Annotated in this window: 18 protein-coding genes and 2 pseudogenes; 6 read left to right on the forward strand and 14 right to left on the reverse strand. The window is 39.3% G+C overall.

Features of this window, described 5'->3' with window-relative positions:
* Nucleotides 1-11 precede the first annotated feature (11 nt).
* The 10 genes and pseudogenes from rpsI to ACO6S2_RS19300 form a co-directional block, all read right to left on the reverse strand.
* Complete coding sequence (gene rpsI / locus ACO6S2_RS19255) at nt 12-398, reverse strand: 30S ribosomal protein S9 (RefSeq protein ID WP_422360191.1); 387 nt, start codon at nt 396-398, stop codon at nt 12-14.
* Between the two features lie 5 nt (nt 399-403).
* Nucleotides 404-847, reverse strand: a complete 444-nt coding sequence (gene rplM, locus ACO6S2_RS19260) for a 50S ribosomal protein L13 (RefSeq protein WP_422360192.1) — start codon at nt 845-847, stop codon at nt 404-406.
* Between the two features lie 227 nt (nt 848-1,074).
* Entirely contained in the window at nt 1,075-2,466 is a 1,392-nt protein-coding gene (locus tag ACO6S2_RS19265; RefSeq protein WP_422360193.1) for an Ig-like domain-containing protein, read from the reverse strand.
* A 291-nt stretch (nt 2,467-2,757) separates the two neighbouring features.
* Entirely contained in the window at nt 2,758-4,122 is a 1,365-nt protein-coding gene (locus ACO6S2_RS19270; RefSeq protein ID WP_422360194.1) for an Ig-like domain-containing protein, read from the reverse strand.
* 93 nt (nt 4,123-4,215) lie between these two features.
* Nucleotides 4,216-5,652, reverse strand: a complete 1,437-nt coding sequence (locus ACO6S2_RS19275; RefSeq protein WP_422360195.1) for a SusD/RagB family nutrient-binding outer membrane lipoprotein — start codon at nt 5,650-5,652, stop codon at nt 4,216-4,218.
* 18 nt (nt 5,653-5,670) lie between these two features.
* Nucleotides 5,671-8,868, reverse strand: a complete 3,198-nt coding sequence (locus tag ACO6S2_RS19280; protein WP_422360196.1) for a SusC/RagA family TonB-linked outer membrane protein — start codon at nt 8,866-8,868, stop codon at nt 5,671-5,673.
* 265 nt (nt 8,869-9,133) lie between these two features.
* A complete protein-coding gene (locus ACO6S2_RS19285; RefSeq protein WP_422360197.1) occupies nt 9,134-9,853 on the reverse strand; it encodes an RluA family pseudouridine synthase in 720 nt (239 codons plus the stop codon).
* 53 nt (nt 9,854-9,906) lie between these two features.
* A complete protein-coding gene (locus ACO6S2_RS19290) occupies nt 9,907-10,947 on the reverse strand; it encodes a sensor histidine kinase (RefSeq protein ID WP_422360198.1) in 1,041 nt (346 codons plus the stop codon).
* 10 nt (nt 10,948-10,957) lie between these two features.
* On the reverse strand, nt 10,958-11,641 hold the full coding sequence (locus ACO6S2_RS19295) for a response regulator transcription factor (protein WP_422360199.1): 684 nt from the start codon (nt 11,639-11,641) through the stop codon (nt 10,958-10,960).
* A 132-nt stretch (nt 11,642-11,773) separates the two neighbouring features.
* Nucleotides 11,774-12,799 (reverse strand): annotated as a pseudogene (locus ACO6S2_RS19300) (aminopeptidase).
* A 237-nt stretch (nt 12,800-13,036) separates the two neighbouring features.
* Between ACO6S2_RS19300 and recA the strand changes: the two are divergent.
* The 3 genes from recA (at nt 13,037) to ACO6S2_RS19315 (ending at nt 17,161) form a co-directional block, all read left to right on the forward strand.
* On the forward strand, nt 13,037-14,065 hold the full coding sequence (gene recA, locus ACO6S2_RS19305) for a recombinase RecA (RefSeq protein ID WP_422360200.1): 1,029 nt from the start codon (nt 13,037-13,039) through the stop codon (nt 14,063-14,065).
* Between the two features lie 155 nt (nt 14,066-14,220).
* Entirely contained in the window at nt 14,221-16,839 is a 2,619-nt protein-coding gene (locus ACO6S2_RS19310) for a valine--tRNA ligase (protein WP_422360201.1), read from the forward strand.
* Between the two features lie 85 nt (nt 16,840-16,924).
* Entirely contained in the window at nt 16,925-17,161 is a 237-nt protein-coding gene (locus ACO6S2_RS19315) for a hypothetical protein (RefSeq protein ID WP_422360202.1), read from the forward strand.
* A 2-nt stretch (nt 17,162-17,163) separates the two neighbouring features.
* On the opposite strand, the gene ACO6S2_RS19320 is transcribed toward ACO6S2_RS19315, so the two are convergent.
* From ACO6S2_RS19320 to ACO6S2_RS19330, 3 genes are read right to left on the reverse strand one after another with little or no spacing between them, the layout of a single operon-like run.
* Nucleotides 17,164-18,393 carry an alanine dehydrogenase gene (locus ACO6S2_RS19320; RefSeq protein ID WP_422360203.1) on the reverse strand — a complete coding sequence of 410 codons (1,230 nt, stop codon included), beginning with the start codon at nt 18,391-18,393 and terminating at the stop codon, nt 17,164-17,166.
* Nucleotides 18,386-18,808, reverse strand: a complete 423-nt coding sequence (gene tsaE / locus ACO6S2_RS19325; RefSeq protein ID WP_422360204.1) for a tRNA (adenosine(37)-N6)-threonylcarbamoyltransferase complex ATPase subunit type 1 TsaE — start codon at nt 18,806-18,808, stop codon at nt 18,386-18,388. Before tsaE ends, ACO6S2_RS19320 begins: the two co-directional genes overlap by 8 nt.
* Before the next feature lie 5 nt (nt 18,809-18,813).
* A complete protein-coding gene (locus ACO6S2_RS19330; RefSeq protein ID WP_422360205.1) occupies nt 18,814-20,373 on the reverse strand; it encodes a PglZ domain-containing protein in 1,560 nt (519 codons plus the stop codon).
* Between the two features lie 97 nt (nt 20,374-20,470).
* On the opposite strand from ACO6S2_RS19330, the gene ACO6S2_RS19335 reads away from it, so the two are divergent.
* The 3 genes and pseudogenes from ACO6S2_RS19335 to ACO6S2_RS19345 all read left to right on the forward strand — a co-directional run bounded on the left by ACO6S2_RS19335 (nt 20,471) and on the right by ACO6S2_RS19345 (nt 23,101).
* Nucleotides 20,471-21,694 carry an HD domain-containing protein gene (locus ACO6S2_RS19335; RefSeq protein ID WP_422360206.1) on the forward strand — a complete coding sequence of 408 codons (1,224 nt, stop codon included), beginning with the start codon at nt 20,471-20,473 and terminating at the stop codon, nt 21,692-21,694.
* Nucleotides 21,695-22,013: 319 nt separating this feature from the next.
* Nucleotides 22,014-22,481, forward strand: a pseudogene (fabZ, locus tag ACO6S2_RS19340) (3-hydroxyacyl-ACP dehydratase FabZ); the annotation flags it as partial.
* A 146-nt stretch (nt 22,482-22,627) separates the two neighbouring features.
* Nucleotides 22,628-23,101, forward strand: a complete 474-nt coding sequence (locus tag ACO6S2_RS19345; protein ID WP_422360207.1) for a hypothetical protein — start codon at nt 22,628-22,630, stop codon at nt 23,099-23,101.
* Between the two features lie 55 nt (nt 23,102-23,156).
* On the opposite strand, the gene ACO6S2_RS19350 is transcribed toward ACO6S2_RS19345, so the two are convergent.
* Nucleotides 23,157-24,005 (reverse strand): IS3 family transposase, encoded by an 849-nt coding sequence (locus ACO6S2_RS19350; RefSeq protein ID WP_422360208.1) that lies wholly within the window; start codon nt 24,003-24,005, stop codon nt 23,157-23,159.
* Nucleotides 24,006-24,021: the final 16 nt, after the last annotated feature.

Below are 24,021 nucleotides of genomic sequence, written 5' to 3' on the forward strand. Positions count from 1 at the left end.
ATAAAATATGATTAACGCTTGCTGAACTGGAACGCTCTTCTCGCCTTTCTTCTACCTGGCTTCTTACGTTCTACCATTCTAGGGTCTCTAGTCATAAACCCTTCTTTCTTCAATGCCGGTCTGTGTTCAGGATTCACTTCTACCAATGCTCTTGATATAGCTAATCTGATCGCCTCAGCCTGGCCCTTATAGCCACCGCCTCCAACATTCACTTTGAAATCAAAGTTGCTATCTTCTTCAACCAATACTAATGGCTGCTTCACGATCGTTTGATAGATTTCAAATGGGAAATATTCTTTCAACTCTCTATTGTTGATTTTGATCTCACCTTTTCCAGGTGTCATAAACAATCTGGCTACAGATGTTTTTCTTCTTCCAATGGTGTTAGTTACTTCCATCTAGATTATAATTTTATCTCTTTAGGACTTTGAGCTTCGTGCTTGTGCTCAGCGCCTTCATATACAAACAAGTTACCAAACAAGGCTCTACCCAGTCTGTTTTTAGGAAGCATACCTCTCACAGCTCTTTCAACAAGAATAGTCGATGATTTAGCCAACACTTCGTTAGGAGTTTGCTCTCTCTGTCCTCCTGGGTATCCAGTGTGTGAGATATATTTCTTATCTGTCCACTTTCTCCCAGTCATTTTCACCTTATCAGAGTTGATAACGATCACATTATCTCCACAGTCGGTATTAGGTGTGTAGCCCGGCTTGTGCTTTCCTCTTATCATCTTGGCCACTTCACTAGCCAATCTTCCCAATACTTTTCCATCAGCATCTACAACTACCCAGTTTTTACTGGCAGTTGCTTTGTTGGTCATCGCTGTTTTATAACTTATTGAATCCACTTTTTTATCGATTTTTTCTAGTCAAAATCCTACTCCCCTCAAAAAGGGACACAAAAATAGAAGTTTAATTTTTGAAATGCAAAGCCTTGCAAAGAAAAAGGCTTAAATACAGAGATTATCGAAGAATACTCCAAGCAATCAAAAGTTCCTTTAACCAGAGTATTGAAAAATAAAAAGCCTGGAAGTGACTTCCAGGCTTTTCAAATCTACATGTATATTGATTACAATTAGTTATGACCAATTGCAAAATTTCCATCCTTGTCATAATGGAAACCAGTACTATCTACTGTTCCTGCATTACCTAAGGCATCAACGGCAATCCAGAAAATATCATAGCTTGCAGAATCTGTTGACATCAACAAATCCATGTCTACAGCTCCAGAATATGAAGTCATCGGCTCGCTTGAAAAATCAGCCAATTTAGTTGGCCCCAATACTGGATCACCAGTTGCAGTAGTATCACTACCGTACTCTCTGATGTAATAGTAAAAGTTAGACTCAATCCCTGTAACACCAATACCACCATCAGTAGCAAAAGCCCCGAAACGCAACCACGCATCAGAACCATCAGTTCTTGCGTTCGCGGTTTCGATCACTTGATCGGCTGTTGTGGTAGGCCCATCTCTATCAATGGTTAAGTCACCCGGTGACACTATATCATTTACAGTCTCATTTCCAGCTAAATCAAGGAACTCGCCTACTATTTTATCGAATGAAATGACTCCTCCGTCATCGATACTATCAGGAATAGTAAAGTTCATAGTCCAAGACAGCATGTCCTCAGAAACCATAACGATCGAATCGTGTACTGCACTATCCTTAGCTGCAAAATTCAAAGTATAATCCCAATGTATCCATACCGCAGTATCAGCAGCATCGGACATTTTAGGTCTCATAGCTTCGCTAAAAGTAACCTTAACAGAGGCATCACTTCCCCAGTTCACAAAATTTGACGTAGGGGACTCAACGTCAGCAATCAAGGCCAGAGTATTATCGACATTAAACACAGAAACTGCTACAGAATCAGCTGTTTCGCCACCAAAGTTAGCTGCCACTTCAATACCCTTCAAATAACCAGTGTTAGCACCATCTCCAGCACCTCCTCTGAAGAAAAGAGTATACTTATCGTCACCCCCTTCAATTGTACCAACAGAATCAATTCTTCCATTAGCTAAAGTTGCCGAATCCAATGTAAAAGTTGGAGCTTTTGCCAAAGGTGCATCAAATGTGAAAGTTGCAGTTCCAGTACTATCCTCACGAATTACACCATAAGAAGAAGTAGTCACAGTAACTCCTACGCCTATCGCAGAAACACGAACATCTACATATCCAGATTCCGATCCAATAGTCGCTGTAACTCTTACATCACCCGGACTTAAGAAAGTTACATTCGCTGTACTGCCACTTCCTGAAACAGATGCCACAGCAGCATCACTTACAGTCCAAGTTGCAGATCCAGCATCTCCTACGCTATACTCTTCAACTGCAGTTGGCAGAGCCGTTGTAGCGCCAGTCACATATATCTGAGGAATGCCTTCCCCAGCGGGTAAATCATCCTTACAAGACACTATAGTTAGCACAAGCAAGGCCATAATCACATGAGTAAATGTTTTTTTCATAATCATTTAAGTCTTAGTTAATCGTGTTATTTCGTGCATAAGCTAAATAAAATAATCTCAGTAATGAAAAAAACAGACATTTATATTAAACGTCAAAAACATCACAGTTCATCTATTTTTTATAATTATAACTTACTAGTCATCAACTACTAGTTTTAAATAACAACTATGATACTACCTATTACTAAGGATTAAGTCGTCATAATTCATGACAATCCAAGAACAAAAAAAAACCGAAAGACGAATCTTTCGGTTTTTCAATTTATTTAGGCTAATAGCCCATCTAAGCTTTTAGTCAATAGTCAATACTCCAGTGTTAGAGTATGTCAATCGTGTACTATCAACATCGCTTTCATAACCAAACTCATCTACTGCAATCCAGAATACATCATATGCAGCAGAATCAGTAGACATCAATTTTGACAGCATTCCATCGGCATCGATTTCACTACTAAACTCCTCCAATGATTTAGGTCCTAAGTTGTGGACACCAGCATCAGTTGTATCGCTTTCGTAAGCTTCCTTAATCAAGTAATGATATCCAGCTACACTACTTGCATCGGTAGCACTAGCCGTAAAATCAACCCATCTCATCTCTCCAACACCTGTTGGTTCAGACTCAGGTTCATTTACACCAGTTGGATTAATAACAGGCCCATCTAGGTCCATTGTATAATTCATCGGCGCTGAAAGGTCATTTACCGGCTCATTACCAGCTAAATCAAGGAAATTTCCTTCAATTTTCACATAGCTAAATGAATTTCCACTTGAAATACTATCTGGTACTGTTAGAGTAGCAGTCCATGTGATCATATCATCAGAAACCATTGCAACAGAATCTGTTTGAGCGGTTGCCCCAGCTACCATATCACGAGTATATGTGTAATATACCCATATCGCAGTATCAGCAGCATCAGTCATAGCTGCTCTTACAGCCTCGTTGAAGGTAACAGATGCAGAAGCATCAGAACCCCAAGTAGCCGTTCCCGAAAGATTTCCTTCCTGCGAAAACTCCGTCATTGTTGGTTGAACATTATCAATAGTAAACAAAGCCACTTCAATTGTGTCAGCTTTATCTCCACCATAATTATCAGCAACAATCACGTCTCTCAAGTATGCCATAGCGGTACCGTTTCCAGTCCCACCTGTAACGCCAACTGTATATTTGTCAGCACTTCCAGCTAAAGCTCCTACTGTCACCAAAGCAGCATCAGCTGTGCCTTTCAATCCAAACAAAGGATCAGAAGCCAAAGGTGCATCAAAGCTGAAAGTAACAGTACCTGTACTGTCCTTTCTCAACAATCCATCTTTATCATAAGAAACGCTAACACCGGCTCCTACACTAGAAACACGAACATCTACATATCCAGACTCAGATCCGATAGTTGCTGTAACTCTTACATCACCAGGACTTAAGAATGTTACATTAGCTGTACTACCACTTCCTGAAACAGATGCTACTGCAGCATCACTTACAGACCAGGTGGCAGACCCAGCATCTCCTACGCTATACTCTTCAACTGCAGTCGGTAGAGCGGTAGTAGCACCAGTCACATATATTTGGGGAATACCTTCCCCAGCAGGTAAATCGTCCTTACATGACACAATGGTCAATGTTAGTAAAGCAACGATTGCTATATTAAGTATTTTTTTCATTTAATCTTTATTTAAAAGTTAGTGATGATTTATTCAACTTCTGGATCGTTTAGTTTAATCCAGAAGTTGAATAAAAAATTGGAATATTCAAACTTAGTTATCCCAACCCACAGGAGTACCCAAATCAACTGTTCCTACCGCAGCAAGATTATCACCGTTAGTACCGTCTTCAGTGTTAGGGTACAACATTCTTACAGGAATGCCTGTAACACCAGGTGCCATATTTGCACTAGGTGTCAAAGCAGGATGGTCCAATCTTCTCCACTCAGCAAATGCCTCAACACCGTTAGTATAAAGTGCAATCCACTTCTGAAGTGCAATGGCATTTAATTTTTCAGCATTAGAAGATCCATAAGCAATAGAAGCGCCATATCCTGGGCTAGAAGCACCCCACTGAGCAACCGAATGATCAATTGCCGCAGCAAATGCAGTAGCATCATTACCTGTGATATACCCACTAACAATCGCCTCAGCTCTAAAGAACTCAAGTTCAGCCATAGAGAACAAATAAGCAGGTGCAGTAGGATCATCCTCGATATTAGTATGGATATCTGAAGTAGAGTTTTTCAACGTAAACGCAGCTCCATCACCAAGGCCGTAAGGCATACCAACTATCTCAGTCGAACCTGGAGCAGGCATCGCATACATAGCCAATCTAGGATCTGATTGAGCGTTCATCGCAGCTACCAATTCTGCTGAAATTCTAAAGTCATCTCTAGAAGAGATTACTTTGTCCTGATAGAATGGGTTCGCTACATCTTGATTTGCATCAAAAGTAAGCATGATATCTGAAGTAGGAAGTGTACCTCCAAATCCAGCTGCAACAGCCGCTGAATTACCTACTCTCATACCCATTCTAATCAACAGCGCGTTACCAAATGCTTCCCAAGCAGCCATGTCGCCACTAAAAAGAATGTCACCCGAGGTAAATCCATCTACAGACGTATCAATGCTATTCACAGCATTGGTAACAGTACTAATCATACCTGTATAAATGTCTGCCTGAGCATCATAAGCAGGGAATGGATATTCTCCAGGCTGGAAAGCCTGAGAGTAAGGAACATCACCCCACAAATCTGTAATCGTTTGGAATCCGAAAGACATGTAAATGTCAATCACAGCCAACTGATTTGCACGCTGCGCGTCAGATAGGTTCTCATTTTCCTCTACCAACGCTCTAGCCACTGACAAGTCATATAGACCTCCAGTTGGAGCCGCCACATTTTGTCCAGAGTAAAGGTTACCCCATCTGAAGTTAAAATCTGATGTAGCAAACGAATAGCGCTGCTCCTCAGTATACTCGTTTTGAGCCATGTGCTGAACCATTAGTTCACCAAACTCAAAGTTTAAATCTCTGTCCCAATAAGTATATCCCACATTGAATATACCATTAGTCAAAAGTGTACTTGCCGGCACCTCAACTGGAGAGTTTGGATCAGTATTGATATCATCAAACCCCTCTTCGCAGGCACTCACAAAAAGCGTGAGCATAGCAAGTCCTATATATTTTAATTTATTTACTATTTTCATAATCTTCGATTCTAAGAATTAAAGTTTAAAGTTAACGGAGAATCCAACAGAACGAGTAGAAGGAACCTGAGCATTTTCAAGACCTTGTCTGTTACCTGTACCTGTAGTAGCCTGAGGATCCAAGTATGGAAGATCGCTGCTCAATACAGCCAAGTTTCTACCAAAAGCTCCAACAGTCAAATCTCTAATTGGGAATCCACCAAGAACGTTATTAGGAATTGTATAGCTCAAAGAAACTTCTCTCAACTTGATAAAGCTGGCATCATATACGTTTGGTGCAGCTACATTCCAGTAAGATTGGAAATAACCTTGTGCATCAATCGCTGTAGTATTTGCACTTCCATCAGCATTTACACCAGGGAAAATGTAGCCATTCTCTCTAATATCCACACCGTCTTGCCATACACTTTCAGGAGTCATACCTGAATAATTAGCCCACTGCAAAGAAGTTGAGTGAACCACTCCACCTTTTTGGAAGTCAATCAAAGCAGATGCAGAGATGCCTTTCCAAGTGAAAGTGTTTCTGAATCCTCCAGTGTAATCAGCAATAGCTGAACCTAAGAAAGTTCTATCATCTTGAGCGATTGGGTTTCCGTCAGCATCAACCAAAACACCACCGTTCTCGTGTCTTTCCCATGCCTGACCATAAAGTCCCATGTAAGACTCACCTTCTACAATTCTCAAGTCAGCTGCCCAAGTACCGCCCATTGCGATTTCATCAACTCCTTCAGCCAATGATACAACTTCGTTGTTGTAAGTAGCCATGTTGAAGTTAACATCCCACTGGAAGTCACCCATTTTCAAAGGCACAGCATTAATCATCAATTCAATACCTCTGTTTCTCATAGAACCAGCATTTACCCACTTAGCAGTGTAACCAGTTGTAGAAGAAGAAGCTACTTGCATGATTTGATCATCAGTAGTTCTATCATAGTATGCTAAATCGAATCCAACTCTGTTGTCCAAGAAGCTCATTTCAACTCCTACTTCGAATTCAGTAGTCAACTCATTAACCAAGTCAGGGTTGTTTCGCGTATCTGGAACAGTATATCTAGAATATGGCCCAAAGTTCGGAGCTAATGGGTTGTAAACATCATCTAACTGGTATGCATTCGCATCGTTACCAGCTTGACCGAATGCCACTCTAACTTTACCCATTGACAACCATGAAGGCTGAACAATTTCAGAGAATACGAAACTAGTCGTAGCTGATGGGTAGAAGTAAGATCTGTCAGTCTTGCTCAATGCAGAAGACCAGTCATTTCTAGCTGTCAAATCCAAGAACACAATGTTTTTGAATCCAAGAGAAGCTGTAGCAAATACAGAATTAATTTTCTTCTGATCTTCATAAGTATCTATTTTAGGTGACTGAACTGAGTTTCCTAAGTTCCAGAAACCTGCTAGTGCCAAACCTCCAACAGTCTCGTTGATTGTTCTGTTGTAGTTCTGCTTCATGATGTTTCCACCTAGACTTGCACTAATAGAAAGATCATCCAACGTTTTGTTGTACATGATCATACCCATATAGTTCATTTCAGCAAAGTGACGAGTAGTCTCTCTGTACTCAGACTGGTCAACCCCACCTGGAGCAATACCTTCGTAAGCCTGAGAAGAATAACCATCTCTCATTACTTTACCACTTACTTTGATATCGTCAGTGATGTCATAAACTAACTCCATGTTTCCATAGAATCTATTACGATTATCGTTCTGAAGGTTTTTGTATCGTACCCAGTAAGGGTTGTCAAAGTAGTTAGGAGCGTGGTTGTAGCTCAACAAGTTACCAGAAGCATCTTTAGTGATACCTCGAGCATTCCAAGTTTGTTGTGTTACACCATCATCCAACGTATAATCCTTCAATCTGTCCATGTCCAATTGAACCTGGTACCATTGAGTAAATGCTTGCATTGGGTTTTTGTTGTCATACCCAGTTACGTTTCTACCTCTCACATCAGTATAAACATATGATCCCGAGAAATTAGCTGTTAATTTTTCGCTCAAGTTTTGAGTTGCACCAAATGTGATTGTATTTCTACTCAAATTAGAATTTGGAAGAATACCATCTTGGTTAACATTAGTATAACTCAATCTGAAAGATCCGTTGTCGTGTCCTGAAGTAATAGAAACAGAGTTGTTCATAGTTACACCAGTCTCAAAGAAATCCTTGTAATCTCCCTCTGCTGCAGTCCATGGTCTTGTTTCACCATACTGAGCATTATTAGGATCCCAAGAATCCCAGTGTCTTACGTATCTTGTTCCATCATACTTAGGTCCCCAAGAACCATCTTTACCGTACGCAGGAGCATAGTTTAACTGTCCATTTTCGTAGAATTCATTGAATCCTGAAGCAGTTCCATAAGAAGCACCTCCACCATATTCTCTCTGGTGATCGATCAATCTGAAAGCATTGTCGAATGTAACAGCAGAGTTAACACTTACTCCAATACCTTTTCCTTTAGATCCTTTTTTAGTAGTAATAACAATTACACCATTACTACCTCTAGATCCATAAAGAGAAGTTGCCGCAGCACCTTTCAATACAGACATAGACTCGATGTCAGCAGGGTTAATATCAGAAGCAGAGTTACCATAGTCGTAAGAACCGCTACCAAATCCTCTCTGTTGAGAAGAAGTTGCAAAGTTTCTGTTGTCCATTGGCACACCGTCAACTACAAATAGAGGCTGGTTTCCACCAGTCAAAGAGTTTACACCTCTAATAGTAATTCTAGAAGAACCACCCAAAGAACCAGTAGTACCATTAATCTGTACACCAGCTACTTGACCTTGAAGTGCGTTAACAATGTTTACCTCTTTTGCTTTTTCGATATCATCTCCGCCAACTTCTTGAACAGAGTATCCTAATGAAGCTTTTTCTCTAGAAATACCCAATGCTGTAACAACAACTTCCGTCAATTGCTGAGCATCTGGTTGCATCACTAGATCAATTACACTTCTAGAACCAATTTCAACCTCTTGAGTCGCAAGACCCACAAAAGAATAAACTAGAGTTCCACCTTCTGAAGGAACTGATAACTTATAGTTACCATCCAAATCGGTAGTGGTACCGGTTGTTGTACCTTTAAGTACAACCGTCACGCCTGGAAGGGTAGAATCGTCTTCTGCAGACGAAACCTTACCAGAAACTGTCCTGTCCTGTGCGGAAGCTTGAACCATCAAGCCCGATACGAACAAGAAAATCAGTAATAGTTTTCTCATAATAAAATATGGTTTAGTTAAAAAATAAAATAAAAAATCTTCGCCCATCTCATGATGTTAGAAGTTGGTTTAATTCTTTATTTCAAAAAGCGAACTAACTGCCCTGAAATTGCTAATATCTCAATACAGCCAATTCTAGTAATGGCAATATTACTATTTTGGCAACATTTATGAAACTTTATTGACAATATTTAAACTGATGTTGCATTTGGCGACATTTCTAAAACAACCAGGAAAAAGATAATATTTTTCCATTTTTTAAAAACTAATTGAACTTATTAAGTTTTTTCATAATAATATGCATATCCTTTGGATAATCGCATATTTTCAGAATAATATTTTTATTAACATTTGTTAGTTTTATTGAATAAGAATGCAATCCTACCCGGCTGAACAATGGCCTTTCTTCTTCGTGCTGCTTTTTCTTGAAATCCTTTTTCAGTGAAGAAAGGAAAATAGCTTCTCCACCATACATCGTGTCTCCACAAATTGGAAAGTCAAGATACGATAAGTGAGCCCGGATCTGATGAGTACGCCCGGTCAATGGTTTTGCTTCAACTAATGTGTAATCTCTAAAGAACTGTTTAGGCCGAATCAGGGTTGTTGCTTCTTTACCTCTGCGCTTATCAAAAACCACCTTCCCTGACCCAGAAGTTCTAAGCGGAACATCAACTTGTATCGCCTCATTCAAAAAACGACCTTTGACCAAAGCATGATATATTTTCTCTACATCTCTTTCTTGAAATTGTAAAGCTGCATGTCTGTAAGACTCATCATTCTTTGCTAGAAGCAAAGCCCCGCTTGTTTCTTTATCCAATCGGTGACATACTTGATAATTACTATCAATTGCTCTAAAAAGGCTTAATACATTTGATTGATCGTTTCTATCCTCAAGTGTAGATAAATATGGGGGCTTGTTGATAATAGCATAATTTTCATCCTCATAAACAATCATTTCATCAGCATTCCAAACATTCTTCTTCATGATGGCAATGTAATTAGTGAATTCTAGGAATAAGAAAAGATGTCCAAAAAAATCTACTTCGATTGATAAAGCTCAAGCTCAAAACTAAAAGAGGAGCCTTGGCCAATATTGCTAACCACTTTAACCTCGCTCGAATGGGCCTCTACAATATGTTTGACAATCGAAAGTCCCAATCCAGTACCTCCTTGAGCCTTTGACCTACTTTTATCCACGCGATAGAATCGTTCAAAAATACGATTAAGGTGCTCAGGTGGAATACCGATACCATTATCATGAACTGAAATATCAAGTTTTTCTTTGTTTGGAGTTAATGTCACAACAACTTCTCCATTTTCATCCGAATACTTAATAGCATTAGAAATAAGATTGACAAACACCTGATGAATTCTCTGGTTGTCCGCTAAAACCAAAATTTTATTCTCTTCTCCACTATTCAATTTCAACTCAATTCCTTTTTTGGCAGCACGATCTTCTAGTTGATCAAAAATTTCCTCAACAACCTCACAAATATTTGTTGATTCGAATTGCATAGTAATATCTCCCGCCTCCATATGAGATACCGTAAGCAGGTCCTGGACCAGCGCATCTAAACCGTCGAGATTTTTAGCCGCCTTTTTTAAGAATTTCATTCGAATAGACTTATCATCTATTGCTCCATCCAACAAAGTGTGCACAAATCCCTGTGCAGCAAAAATTGGAGTTTTCAATTCATGAGATACATCAGCTAGGAATTGACGCCTGAATTTGGCCATCTGTTTTAATTCATCTATCTCCGACTGCTTGACGTGCGCATAAGAATAAATCTCTTGTTGTATTTGATTTAGGGAACTATGACCGTAAGATCTTTCTGGCTTCAAAGTGGCCAAATCATTGTTTCGAATTTTCTCAAACATTTCGTAAATGTTTCTCAGCTCTTTGAAAAACAAAAATTCAAGTACGACATTAATAAGAATGTAGCTAGTACCAAAACTTATAATTGGCACCATCCAAAAAACGAAATTGGGAAGCTCCGGGATCAGAAGAAGACTTACCCCTATAATAATGGCAATACTGGCGGCCAGTATCAGAGCGAGCCCTTTGGAATTCAATAACATCGAGCGATAATTAGTCTAACTCAAATTTATACCCTACGCCTTTAATAGTGGATATATAACCATCGCCTATTTTCTCACGAACCTTTCTGATATGAACATCTACAGTTCGGGCTAATACAAAAACGTCAGTTCCCCAAATATTAACCAACAGATCATCTCTGCTAAAAACTTTACCCGGGTGCTGGGCTAAAAAGAACAAAAGTTCAAATTCTTTTTTTGGTAAAGTGAATTCCTTTCCGTCTTGAGATACCACATAACTACGTCTGTCAATCACCAAGTCGCCTGCCGTGATTTTTTCATCCTCGTCCACTTCTTTTTTTGATCTTCGAAAAATGGCATTGATTCGACTCATCAGTGCTCTTGGCTTGATGGGCTTGGTAAGGTAGTCATCTGCACCGCTATCAAAAGCAGCAATTTCGGAGTACTCTTCTACCCTTGCGGTAAGAAACAATATAAATGTACTCGCTAGCGATTTGACTTCTCTCAACTGACGACAGGTCTCCACCCCATCTTGACCCGGCATCATGATATCCAATAGAATCAAGTCTGGGACAAAAGACTGAGCAACCTCTACTCCCTTAATTCCATTATCCGCTACCTCTACCTGATATCCTTCTTTCTCAAGATTATATTTCAATAGGTCTAGAATATCAACCTCATCATCTACAACTAGGATTTTTTTATTACCTGACATAACTAGTAAGTGATTAAACTTATATGCATGAAATTTAGATTAATAATTTCTTCACGCAAATTCACAAATAATATTTGCTTAACCTGCCGATCCTTGAAGACATAACAATTATTTAATACAAAGGAAATATAACTAAAGCCCCTCACTATTCTCGATGTAAAACTTAATGAACCCCTTCAGATCACCATCAAACTCATTATAAAGTTGTAGATCGAAGGACTCCTTCTTAGAATCATATCTCTCAAAGGCCATAAAAAAAGCATTATTCGGGAGCTTATTTTTAAATCTACCAGTATACGCCTTGGAGTTGTTGAACGGTATAGAGTCTAACTCTCTCACCCACTCTTTAATGTACGATTCCTTTGCTTTTTCTTTTTCTAACAATATCATTTCATTCGTAAAGCCAGCGTATAACTCATTCAATTCTGAAACTCCTTTTAAGCAATGTTTAACAAAATTTTGTGCGTCATTTTCAGACTTTTTGTACTCATCAAATAAAGTACTTTGTTTTCCATATTTTTTTATCAAGAACAGCATGGCTCCTTGTTCGCCAATAAACGATGCCAAATTCTCATTGAACGTTAAAGAATCTTTAAGAAAGACGTTAGCATGTGTGATTTCATGTATAAATAACTCAGCCAACTGTCCTTCGTTGCGCTCCAAATTATTTGATAAAATAGGGTCTTTAAACCATCCCAATGTTGACCATGCATTAACTGGTCTAATGCGAGTATCGAACCCTTTTTCTTTCAGCTTTTGCTCTTCATATTTTGCCTTTTTCAAGTCAAAAAAACCCTTGTAAGAAACATCCCCAACTATTGGAAAGGACCACTCCATTGAGTGCAGGGCAAATGGCTCACAAGCGGTGAGATTCCATAAAATATCCTCTCCCTTTTGATCATAAATAGTTGTGTAAAGTCCCTCTGAGTCTTAGCCCAATTCCTCTTTTGCGAAAGCCTTAACCTCTTCTACCTGTAGCAATTTTGCCTTCAATTTTTGATCCCCTGATTCTTTTAGAAATTCATCCACAGGCCTGGCATTCCAAAGTACCTCTAACTGACCTTGTCCCTGCATGAGAAGATAGCTCACAAGAGGAGCTTTAGATACTAAAAAAAACACTGCTACTACCAGAATCAACCACTTCCAATTTTTCTTCATTCGGTTTGTCAAAACATGCAAAATTGATTCATTAATTCAGTACAATTATAGACCGCAACTTCCAAAAGTGAAAGAAATACTGATTTACTAATTTTTTTAGTATTTACTTTAATTTGTCAATTAAATCAATATATATTTGCTAATATTTTTATAATTAATGTGTCGGGCAGAATATTCGAATAGTCATCATTTTCAAATAACTTGCGCTTCCATTTAGAACCTGAAAACAATCTCATCATGAGTGAAAATAACGAAAAACTAAAAGCGCTACAGTTAACCATAGATAAGTTGGAGAAATCATACGGAAAAGGGGCCGTTATGAAATTATCTGATGAAAGTGTAATAGACATCCCTTCTATCCCAACTGGCTCTGTAAGCCTAGACATTGCACTCGGAGTAGGCGGTGTCCCCAGAGGTAGAATCGTTGAGATTTATGGTCCGGAGTCTTCAGGTAAAACTACCCTTACGCTTCACTGCATTGCCGAAGCTCAGAAGCAAGGAGGCATGGCTGCATTTATTGATGCAGAGCATGCTTTTGATAAGGTATATGCCGAAAAACTAGGAATAGATACTGAAAACCTCCTTATCTCTCAACCAGACAATGGAGAGCAAGCTTTAGAAATTGCCGAACATTTGATTCGCTCGGGAGCTATCGACATTATTGTAATTGACTCTGTAGCTGCTTTGGTGCCAAAAGCTGAACTAGAAGGAGAAATGGGCGATAGCAAAATGGGACTTCAGGCTCGATTGATGAGTCAGGCCCTAAGAAAGTTAACCGGTGCGATTAACAAAACTGGTTGTACTTGTATTTTCATCAACCAGCTGCGCGAAAAAATTGGCGTGATGTTCGGAAACCCTGAAACTACAACAGGTGGTAATGCCCTAAAATTCTACTCTTCGGTTAGACTAGATATCAGAAGAATTGGTCAAATCAAAGAGAGTGCTGACAACGTGTTAGGAAACAGAACCAGAGTGAAGGTGGTGAAAAACAAAGTAGCTCCACCATTCAAAGTTGTAGAATTCGACATCATGTACGGAGAAGGTATTTCTAAAGTAGGTGAAATTATTGACTTAGGCGTAGAACTTGGGATCATCAACAAAGCTGGCTCATGGTTCTCTTACAAAGGCAATAAACTTGGTCAAGGTAGAGATTCTGTGAAGAACTTACTTCTTGATAATCCAGAATTGATGGAAGAAATGGAAATAGGAATCCGTAATAAAATCAATGGTGTAGAGGAAGAAGTTTCGGCTGAAACTGAGGCATAACCCATATAATATATCAAATTGAAAAAGGAACGCTTGAAGAGTGTTCCTTTTTTATTGCTCCTTATGTCAAAATAGCTCAGACATTAGCTACTAAAAAAAATGGCTATGCGCCGAAATTTTATAATTTTGCCGTTCAATTTTTTTAATGACGAGCAATGTCCATTTCTACAAAATATAATCCAGCGGAAGTTGAAGGGAAAATCTACCAAGAATGGCTAGATAAAGGTTTTTTTCATTCAGAGCCAAATCCTGAAAAAGAGCCCTATACCATCCTCATTCCTCCTCCAAATGTAACGGGTGTGCTGCATATGGGGCATATGCTCAACAATACCATCCAGGATGTATTGATCAGGAAAGCCAGAATGGAAGGAAAAGAGGCTTGCTGGATCCCAGGCACGGATCATGCGTCTATTGCAACCGAGGCAAAAGTAGTAGGCATGTTGCGTGAACAAGGCATTAAAAAATCGGATCTAACCAGAGAAGAATTCCTATCACATGCCTGGGAATGGAAAGAAAAATACGGTGGTATTATTCTAAATCAGCTACAAAGACTAGGTGCTTCTTGCGACTGGGATCGAACTTTTTTCACCATGGATGAGAAAAACTCAGATGCTGTACAAGAAGTTTTCATCAGTTATTTCAAAAAAGGATTCATATACCGCGATTATAAAATGGTGAACTGGGATCCCACAGCCCAAACCACCATTTCAAATGAAGAAGTAATTTATAAGGATGTAGATGCTGCCCTTTATCATGTCAAATATGCGATTGAAGGGTCAGATGAGTTTGTAACTATTGCAACTACTCGTCCTGAAACCATCTTGGGTGATTCAGCAATTTGCATCAACCCTAACGACGAAAGATATACACATCTCAAAGGCAAAAAGGCCATTGTCCCTTTAGTAAATCGTGTAATTCCTATCATTGAGGACGAATACGTGGACATCGAATTCGGGACGGGATGTTTGAAAGTGACACCCGCGCACGACACCAATGACTATGATTTGGGGCAAAAGCACAATCTGGAGACTATTGACATTCTTAATGACGATGGTACACTGAATGAAAAAGCTCAATTCTATGTGGGTGAAACCCGAGAAAGTGCTAGAAAGTTAATTTCTAAAGAATTAAAAAACTTAGGCAGCCTAGTCAAAACTGAAAATCTAAGACACAAAGTAGGTTTCTCCGAAAGAAATCCTGATACGGCCATCGAGCCTAAGCTTTCTCTACAGTGGTTTGTAGACATGCAAAAACTAGTGACACCAGCACTAGAAAATGTAATGAATGACAACATTGAATTTTTTCCTGAAAAGTTCAAGAACACCTACAAGCACTGGCTAGAAAACATTAAGGATTGGCCTATTTCTCGCCAACTATGGTGGGGGCAACAGATTCCTGCTTACTACTATGGAGAAAACGGAGTAGCCGTTGGTAAAACACCAGAAGAGGCGTTAGAAATGGCTAGAAAAGACACTGGAGACCAATCACTCACGCTTGATGATTTAAAACGAGATGAAGATGTTGTAGATACCTGGTTTAGCAGTGCTCTGCTACCCATTTCGGTGTTTGATGGATTCAGAAACCCAGACAATGAAGAATATAAATATTATTACCCTACTCAGGTTCTGGTAACAGGATGGGATATCATCTTCTTTTGGGTGGCTAGAATGATCATTTCAGGCTATGAATTTGGTAAAGACAAACCGTTTGAAAAAGTTTATTTCACAGGAATGGTGCGTGATTTACAACGAAGAAAAATGTCCAAATCTCTGGGCAATTCTCCTGATGCTCTTGGTCTTATTGATCAATATGGAGCTGATGGCGTAAGGGTGGGTATGCTCTTGAGTTCAGCGGCCGGCAATGATTTGCTATTTGACGAAAAGTTGTGTGAACAAGGACGGAACTTCTCCAATAAGATTTGGAATGCTTTTAGATTAATTAAATCATGGGAAGTTCAGGATATTGCGCAAGACCCAGCAGGAGCCGTGGCTGCTTCCTGGTTTGAAAACCGATTTAACGAAGCACTTGAAGAGATAAACGATTTATTCTCCAAATTTCGTTTATCTGAAGCTTTGATGGCCACCTACAAATTGGTTTGGGATGATTTCTGCTCTTGGTATCTGGAGATGATCAAACCGGCCTATCAGCAGCCTACCGATCCGAAAACAGTTGATCAGGCCATTGGATTCATAGAGCAGTTGATACGTGTTTTGCATCCATTTATGCCATTTATTTCAGAAGAAATCTGGAAAAGTATCAAGCAACGAAATGAAGACGATTACTTGATTATAGCGCAATGGCCTACGCAAGCATCATTTGACAAAAATGAGTTGAAGCAAACTGCTGAAATATTTGAAATCATTTCTAACGTAAGAAATGTAAGAAACAGTACCGGCATCTCACCAAAAGATGCACTTGACCTGTTCATCAAAAAACAAGAGATCGTTGAGTTCAGCGCTTATGAAGTTGTAATTAAAAAACTGGCTAACGTAGCTTCCATTACAGCTACCGATGAGAAAGTTGAAAATGCTGCTAGCTTCATTGTAAATAGAACGGAATTCTTCGTTCCACTTGGAGAGCATGCAAATGCAGAAGACCAGAAAGAGGAAGCTGAGAAGGAAATCAAAAGACTGAAAGGTTTTATAGTGGGTATTGATAAAAAGCTCAGCAATGAAAAATTTGTAAATAATGCCCCAGAGCAGGTAGTGGCTATGGAAAAAAAGAAAAAGGCTGATGCTGAAGCAAAAATTGCAATATTAGAAGCTCAATTATAAATTAAAGCCAAAAGCAGGTGTTTTCATTGGAAGTATTCTAATTTATAACTACTTTAAAGAATTATAAAAATCAATCCTTCTCAGAATGAATATTAAACGCACCGTCCTGGCACTAGCCTTAGTTACCGCTTTCTCATTATCTTCTTGCACTGGTGAACTTGAAGCCGAAAATGCACAACTGAAAAAGGAACTCGAAGAAACAAAACTGCAGCTTAAGGAGCAGACTAAACTATCTGAATTTGCTAAGGAGCAGGCCACAACCGCCAAACGCAGAGCTGATGAGGCTGAAAAAGCATTAGCTGAATGTAACGGGGAAAACTAAGCCTAAAATCTTGCGGCCATGAGCAGGTTAAGGTCTTTGAACCTTAACTTGAACTTTTCAGACAAATGATAATTGGTCATATACCCTTTATAAGTATATACTCCTTTCATAAACCATTTATTTTCGAAGATCATCTGATCCACCCCTCCATTATTGGCAATACTATTCAATATTGGGGTGAAAATATTGCTAAGTACTTTCGTCGAAGTTCTTGGGACTTTTGAAGCTATGTTTGGTACACAATAGTGCTTCACGCCAAACTTTTCAAAAACTGGGTTTTTAAGATTAGTGGGACGGGAAGTTTCAAAACACCCTCCCTCATCAATACTCACATCGACCACTACCGCACTACTTTTCATGGCCTTTACCATGTCTTCGCTCACAATTTTCTTAAGTACGCCCTTATCCGCTCGCACCGCCCCAATCACTACATCAGCTTCCATTAGAGCCTTCTTAAGCGCTACCTGATCTATCGTAGAGGTAAATATTGGTGACGAAAGGATATGCTTGAGTCGATGTAGTTTGTACAGATGTTTATCAAAAACTTTTACCGAAGCTCCCAATCCTAGTGCTGTCCTAGCGGCGTATTCGGCTACAGTGCCTGCCCCCAATATCACTACATTGGTCGGAGGCACGCCAGTAATGCCACCAAGTATTATTCCTATTCCACCTTGATTGGTCGTGAGATACTCAGCTGCTGTAGGTATTACAACCGCTCCTACTATTTCACTCATTGCTCTAACGATCGGCAGACCTCCTATTTGATCTTCAATAAACTCATAACCTATTGAAGTAGCTTTCTTTTGATTCAATAGAGACAACCGTTGCCCAAGATCTTTATCCGCATGAATGGTAGAAATAATAGTTTTACCCATGCTCATCATTTCTATTTCCTTCTTAGTTGGAAACTCTACTTTGATGATCATATCAGATTTAAATACCTCACTCGCACTCTTGGTGATATTGGCGCCAGCCTCAGTGTATTCTTTATCAAAAAAATTAGCTGCGTTACCTGTCCCAGCCTCGATGAGCACTTTATGCCCCTGGCTTGTTAATGCTCCAACTGCTTTTGGTGTGAGGGGAACTCTGTTTTCGTAGGTTGAATTTTCTTTTGGAATGCCAATATTCAATGACTTATTGGACGTTCGGATTGCGGCCAATTTTTCCTGAGGATATAATTTAGATTCTTCTACCAGCGCGGACACGCTACTTCCCATCAAATGCTTATTCATGCTTACTGAGGCTGATCATACGATTCCTTTCAGCATCTAAGTTAATACTAATTTTTAGGTTTTTTTGCGGAGTGAGTGATGGTATCTTCTCAGACCATTCTATAAAGCATGGACGACCGGAGTAGAAATACTCATCCGCTCCAATATCGATAGCTTCTACCTCATCATTGATTCTATAAAAGTCAAAATGATAAAATTCTTCTGCTTTTTCATTTTCATACACATTAACCAAGGCAAAAGTGGGTGAACTGGTTTCATCTACAATTCCCATTTGTTTACAAATGGCCTTTATCAATGTCGTTTTACCAGTCCCCATTTCACCCTCAAAAAGCCAAATAGATTCATTATCGGCATAATCAATGATTTTCTGAGCGACGGTATCTATTTCTCCCAGATCAGATAGTATTAGTTGCACTGTTATTAACTCTTAGGTGTTAGGTGAATCAAAGGAACAATCATTTCTTCCATAGAAATCCCCCCATGCTGGAAGGTATCCTTATAATAATTTACAAAGTGATTGTAATTATTTGGATATACAAAGAAATCATCCTTCATTCCAAAAATATAGGAACTTGAAACATTTTCTTTAGGCAGATGAAGTTCCTCAGGGTTTCTACAGATAAATACCCCTTCAGTATCATCCACATTTAGATTCTTACCTACCTTATATCTGAGGTTTGTGTTGGTTTTTTTGTCTCCCACAATCTTGTATGGCTTCTTGACGCGAATGGTTCCATGATCCGTGGTGATAATTACCTTCACATCCTTTTGGGCCAAAATCTGAAGTAGCTCCAATAAAGTAGAATGCTTGAACCAGGATAAAGTCAGAGACCTGTATGCCGGCTCATCTGGTGCCAACTCTCTGATCATTTTCATATCTGTACGAGCATGAGACAATACATCAATGAAGTTATATACAATCGCATTCAAGTCATTGTTGAGCAGATTGTTTACGTTGGTAACAAGCTGCCTACCTTGCTGCTTTTGCAAAATCTTGTGATAGGAGAAACTGATATCATGATTGTTTCTTTTCAAATTTCTTCTGAGAAATTCCTCTTCCTGCATATTCTTCCCTTCTTCCCCATCTTCCGAAATCCAAATATCACTGTGCTTCTTGGCCATTTCGTCTGGCAACATGCCACTAAAAATTGAATTTCTTGAATACGCTGTTGTTGTTGGGAGTGTGGCGTAAAAAGGCACTTCCTTTTCTACATTGTAGTATTCAGAAATGATAGGTTCAAGGATTTCCCACTGATCGTATCTCAAGTTGTCGATCAAAAAGAAAAACACCGGCTTCTTTTCTTCCAATAAAGGAAATACCTGTTCTCGCATAATTCGATGAGAAAGCAGCGGTTTTTCGGCATTTGGATCATTGAGCCAAGTGGCATAATGAGAAGTAATAAATTCACAAAACTCCGAATTGGCCTCATCTTTTTGCATGTTAAGCACCTCGGCCATCGCGCGCTCTTCGGTATCGTCTATTTCAAGTTCCCAATAGACCATTTTCTTGTAAACATCAATCCATTCTTGAAAATCGAGATTTTCGTTTACTGCAGAACTTATGTTTCTAAAATCCTGCTGGTAACTCATGTTGGTTTTTTCAGTCACCAAACGCTTGTTGTCGAGGATTTTCTTTACAGAAAGTAATATCTGATTTGGGTTGAGGGGTTTGATTAGATAATCAGCAATCTTTGCGCCAATCGCCTCCTCCATGATATGTTCCTCTTCACTTTTCGTGATCATCACCACGGGTACGTTGGGGTGATGGGTCTTAATCTCTGCAAGCGTCTCCAGACCAGTAAGTCCAGGCATATTTTCGTCAAGAAAAACTACATCAAAAACATTTTTGTTCATTTCATCCAATGCATCCGAACCACTGTTGACCGGTGTCACATTGTATCCTTTGTTATTCAAAAAAAGTATATGAGGCTTTAAGAGATCAATCTCGTCATCGGCCCATAATATTTCATAATTTCGCATATTGTGTATTTCTTTGAATAAATCGAATGTCTAACTTGACTAAGGTTCAAAATAAGGGAAACCGGAAACAACTACCTACTAATCACATCTCAATTTGATGACTAATAAAAACAAAATCATTAATGATCCGGTCTATGGCTTTATTACTATTCCCAACGACCTGATTTTTGAAATCATAGAACATCCCTTCTTTCAACGCCTACGTCAGATCAAACAGCTAGGTCTTACGAGCCTTATTTACCCAGGGGCATTGCATACTCGTTTTCACCATGCTATTGGGTCAATGTATTTGATGCAGCAAGCGTTGTATAGCTTGCGCTCAAAAAGGATAGAAATTTCGGACGAAGAATTTGAAGCATGCCTGATTGCTATTTTGCTGCATGATATAGGACACGGTCCATTTTCTCATACATTGGAATTCAATCTGCTCAACAATGTAACTCACGAGAAAATATCTGTTCTCTTTTTCGAACGTTTGAATAAAGAATTTAACGGTGCGCTGACCACAGCGCTACAAATATTCACCAACCAATACCCAAGAAAATTCTTTTACCAATTGGTCTCCAGCCAACTGGATATCGACCGACTAGATTATTTAAAAAGGGACTCTTACTTCACGGGAGTATCGGAAGGACACATTGGATCAGAACGAATCATTAATATGCTCAATGTGTATGATGATGAAATCGTAGTGGAAGAAAAGGGAATCTATAGTATAGAGAACTTCCTTAGTGCCCGCCGATTAATGTATTGGCAAGTTTATCTTCACAAAACAGCTGTAAGTGGAGAGGAAATGCTCATAAAGCTCATTACCAGAGCAAAATACTTAACGCAAAATGGGATTGATGTAGAAGCCACCCCTGCGCTGAAAATGCTACTCGAGCGAAACATAGAATTGAAACATTTCGAGGAAGATCCAGAGATACTGGATTTGTTTGCACTTCTCGACGATAGTGACATTTGGGGGTCTATGAAGTTTTGGAGAGAGCACAAGGATACTGTCCTATCGGGTTTAAGCACCAAACTCCTCGAACGAAAGATTTTCAAAATCATCTTGGCCAGCGAAAAGCCCCTAGACGAATGGGTTGAAACACTCAAAAGCCAAGTCCAGAAAAAATATAAGTTAAACAACGAGGAATTAGACTTTTATACTGGATCAGGACAAATTAGTAATTCGGCCTACATATCCAGTGGACAGAAAATCAAGATTTTGACTAAGAAAGGACTTGTTTTGGATATTGTCAAAGCCACAGACCTACCGAACATTAAAGCCATGAGTAAAATTGTAACCAAACACTTCTTTTGCTGGCCGGAGGTATGAGGCGTACCAAGGTTTGACATTCATTAACGCCACCATCATAAAATGGCCTCCGTATCCTGATGTGCAATCCAATTATTGAAAGCCAAGTCTCCTTTCTTTCACGAAGATTTCTCCGCTGCGCTGCGAAATGACTTGAGTATAGAACTTATGAATCATCTCACAGTTCGCCTATCGGTAGACAAGATTTGTGGAGGAGTTTATGCAAAATCAAATTTCAAACAGTGCCTACGTATCTTGAAGAAATTTCCACTAAATTGCCACCTTCAAATCAAATCAAACAATTGTTAATAATATTAGAATGGAAAAAACCGAATCAGTAGTTCCGGCATATGATCCAACGATGCCAGCGGCTTTTGACATCAATCAAATCACAAAAATTTTACCTCATCGTTATCCTTTTCTATTAATAGACAAGATCTTTTATAAAGATGATACGACAGTAGCTGGTATCAAAAATGTGACTTTCAACGAACCATTTTTTCAGGGGCATTTCCCTGACAATCCAGTGATGCCTGGCGTGCTTCAAATTGAAGCTATGGCGCAGATCGGAGGTATCTTGGTATTGACTTCCGTACCAGACCCTGAGAATTACTGGGCCTACTTTATGGGTGTTGAAAAATTCAAATTCAGAAAAATGGTATTGCCGGGTGATACATTGGAGATTACTTGTGAATTGCTAGCTCCCATCAGAAGAGGTATCGCTAAAATGAAAGGCACTGCTAAAGTTGGAGGCAAACTTGTTTGCGAAGGAGAAATGACTGCCACTATCGTAAGAAAAGATGCCTGACCCAAATTGACAACATCACAAGCCTAAGATTTCCTCTACAAAGAGAGAATATTGATCGAAATGTGAGGAAGTGATTAGGTATAATATCCAAAATGATATATTTTTGATCAATTAGGATTTTAATTATTTTAAAACACACAACAACAATGAAACATTTTTTAAACATTTTAAAGTACTCGCTGGTTCTATCACTCGTAGTAACTATGGCGAGTTGTGGAGGTGGAGATGACGACGACGGAGGTACTGACGTAGATCCTACGATCGCCATAGCGGAAGCTCTTACCAAAGGTCAGGCTTCTTTTAGCAATGTTACACCTCCAGATGGTGCATCTACGCTAGACTGGTCTTCAATGACTTTAACATTTACTGGCAGTGTAGATGGAGGAACATATGCAACTACAAACTCTCCCAATACTAATGTTTGGCCTGCCAATGGCAACTGGGCATTTAAAGAAGGTACAGATGGCAAAGTAATTGTGAGAGATGGCACAACAGATGTTACTGTTTCCGTAGGAACTGCTGAGCTGACTACGACTTTCTCAGTTGATCAACCTGCCACAGGCGGAAGAATAAAGCAAATTGGCGGAGAATGGGATTTTGAATTCGCGTTCCCTCAATAAATAATATTCAAATTGACTAGTCCTAAATAAGCGTTACAGATTTTAGGATAAAATATTAGATAGCATCGGGTTTTAACTCGATGCTATTTTTGTTTCTATAGTTTCTGATCTTGACCTTGTTTTGCTGATGCATAAAGGCTGGTGTATTCATCCAACAGCTCCAATGCGGTCGATCATGGTTGTAAATATAAATACTTTGCTTGATGAGTTTGTCCATCAGTTCTACATCTGAAGTGGTGATACCTAAGATAAATTCGTGTTTCAATATTCCATTGATTCTCTCTGCCACAGCATTTTGATATGGGTCATAAGTTTCTGTCATACTACAAGTAATTGTTGCCTGATCAAGTAACTGCTGATAGGCATCGCAACAGTATTGTAGACCTCTATCAGAATGGTGTATTAATTCTCTCTCAGGATATTTCCGATTGACAATCGCCATTTTAAGAGCCGACAGAGCACCTGAAGCATCCAGGCTTGTCGATACATTATATCCCATGAGCAGCTTTGAGTAGGCATCGGTAACCAACGATAAATACATCGGGTTTTCTCGTGTACCAATGTAGGTGATATCTGAGACCCAAACCTGCTCTGGGCACTTAACTACCAATCCATCAACCAGGTTTTTGTGTTTTCTAAAACGATGATGTGAGTTTGTGGTGATGTGGTATTGCTTCTTTGGCATTATCTGTAAATGATTAGCTTTCATAATGGCAAATAATCTGTCTCGTCCAACATTTAGCTCTCTGAGTTGCTCGTAGAGTAAATGATATAATTTTCGAGTGCCAATACGCGGCATTTTCATACGTACTTCTTGAATCATAGCTACTACTTGAGTGGCTATTTCTTGTTTTTGTTTTGTCCTTTTAAGGGAACGATAATAAACCTGTCTATTGACCCCCAACAGCCTACAGGCCAGG

The sequence above is a fragment of the Reichenbachiella sp. genome (genome assembly GCF_965233835.1).
Classification (GTDB): domain Bacteria; phylum Bacteroidota; class Bacteroidia; order Cytophagales; family Cyclobacteriaceae; genus Reichenbachiella.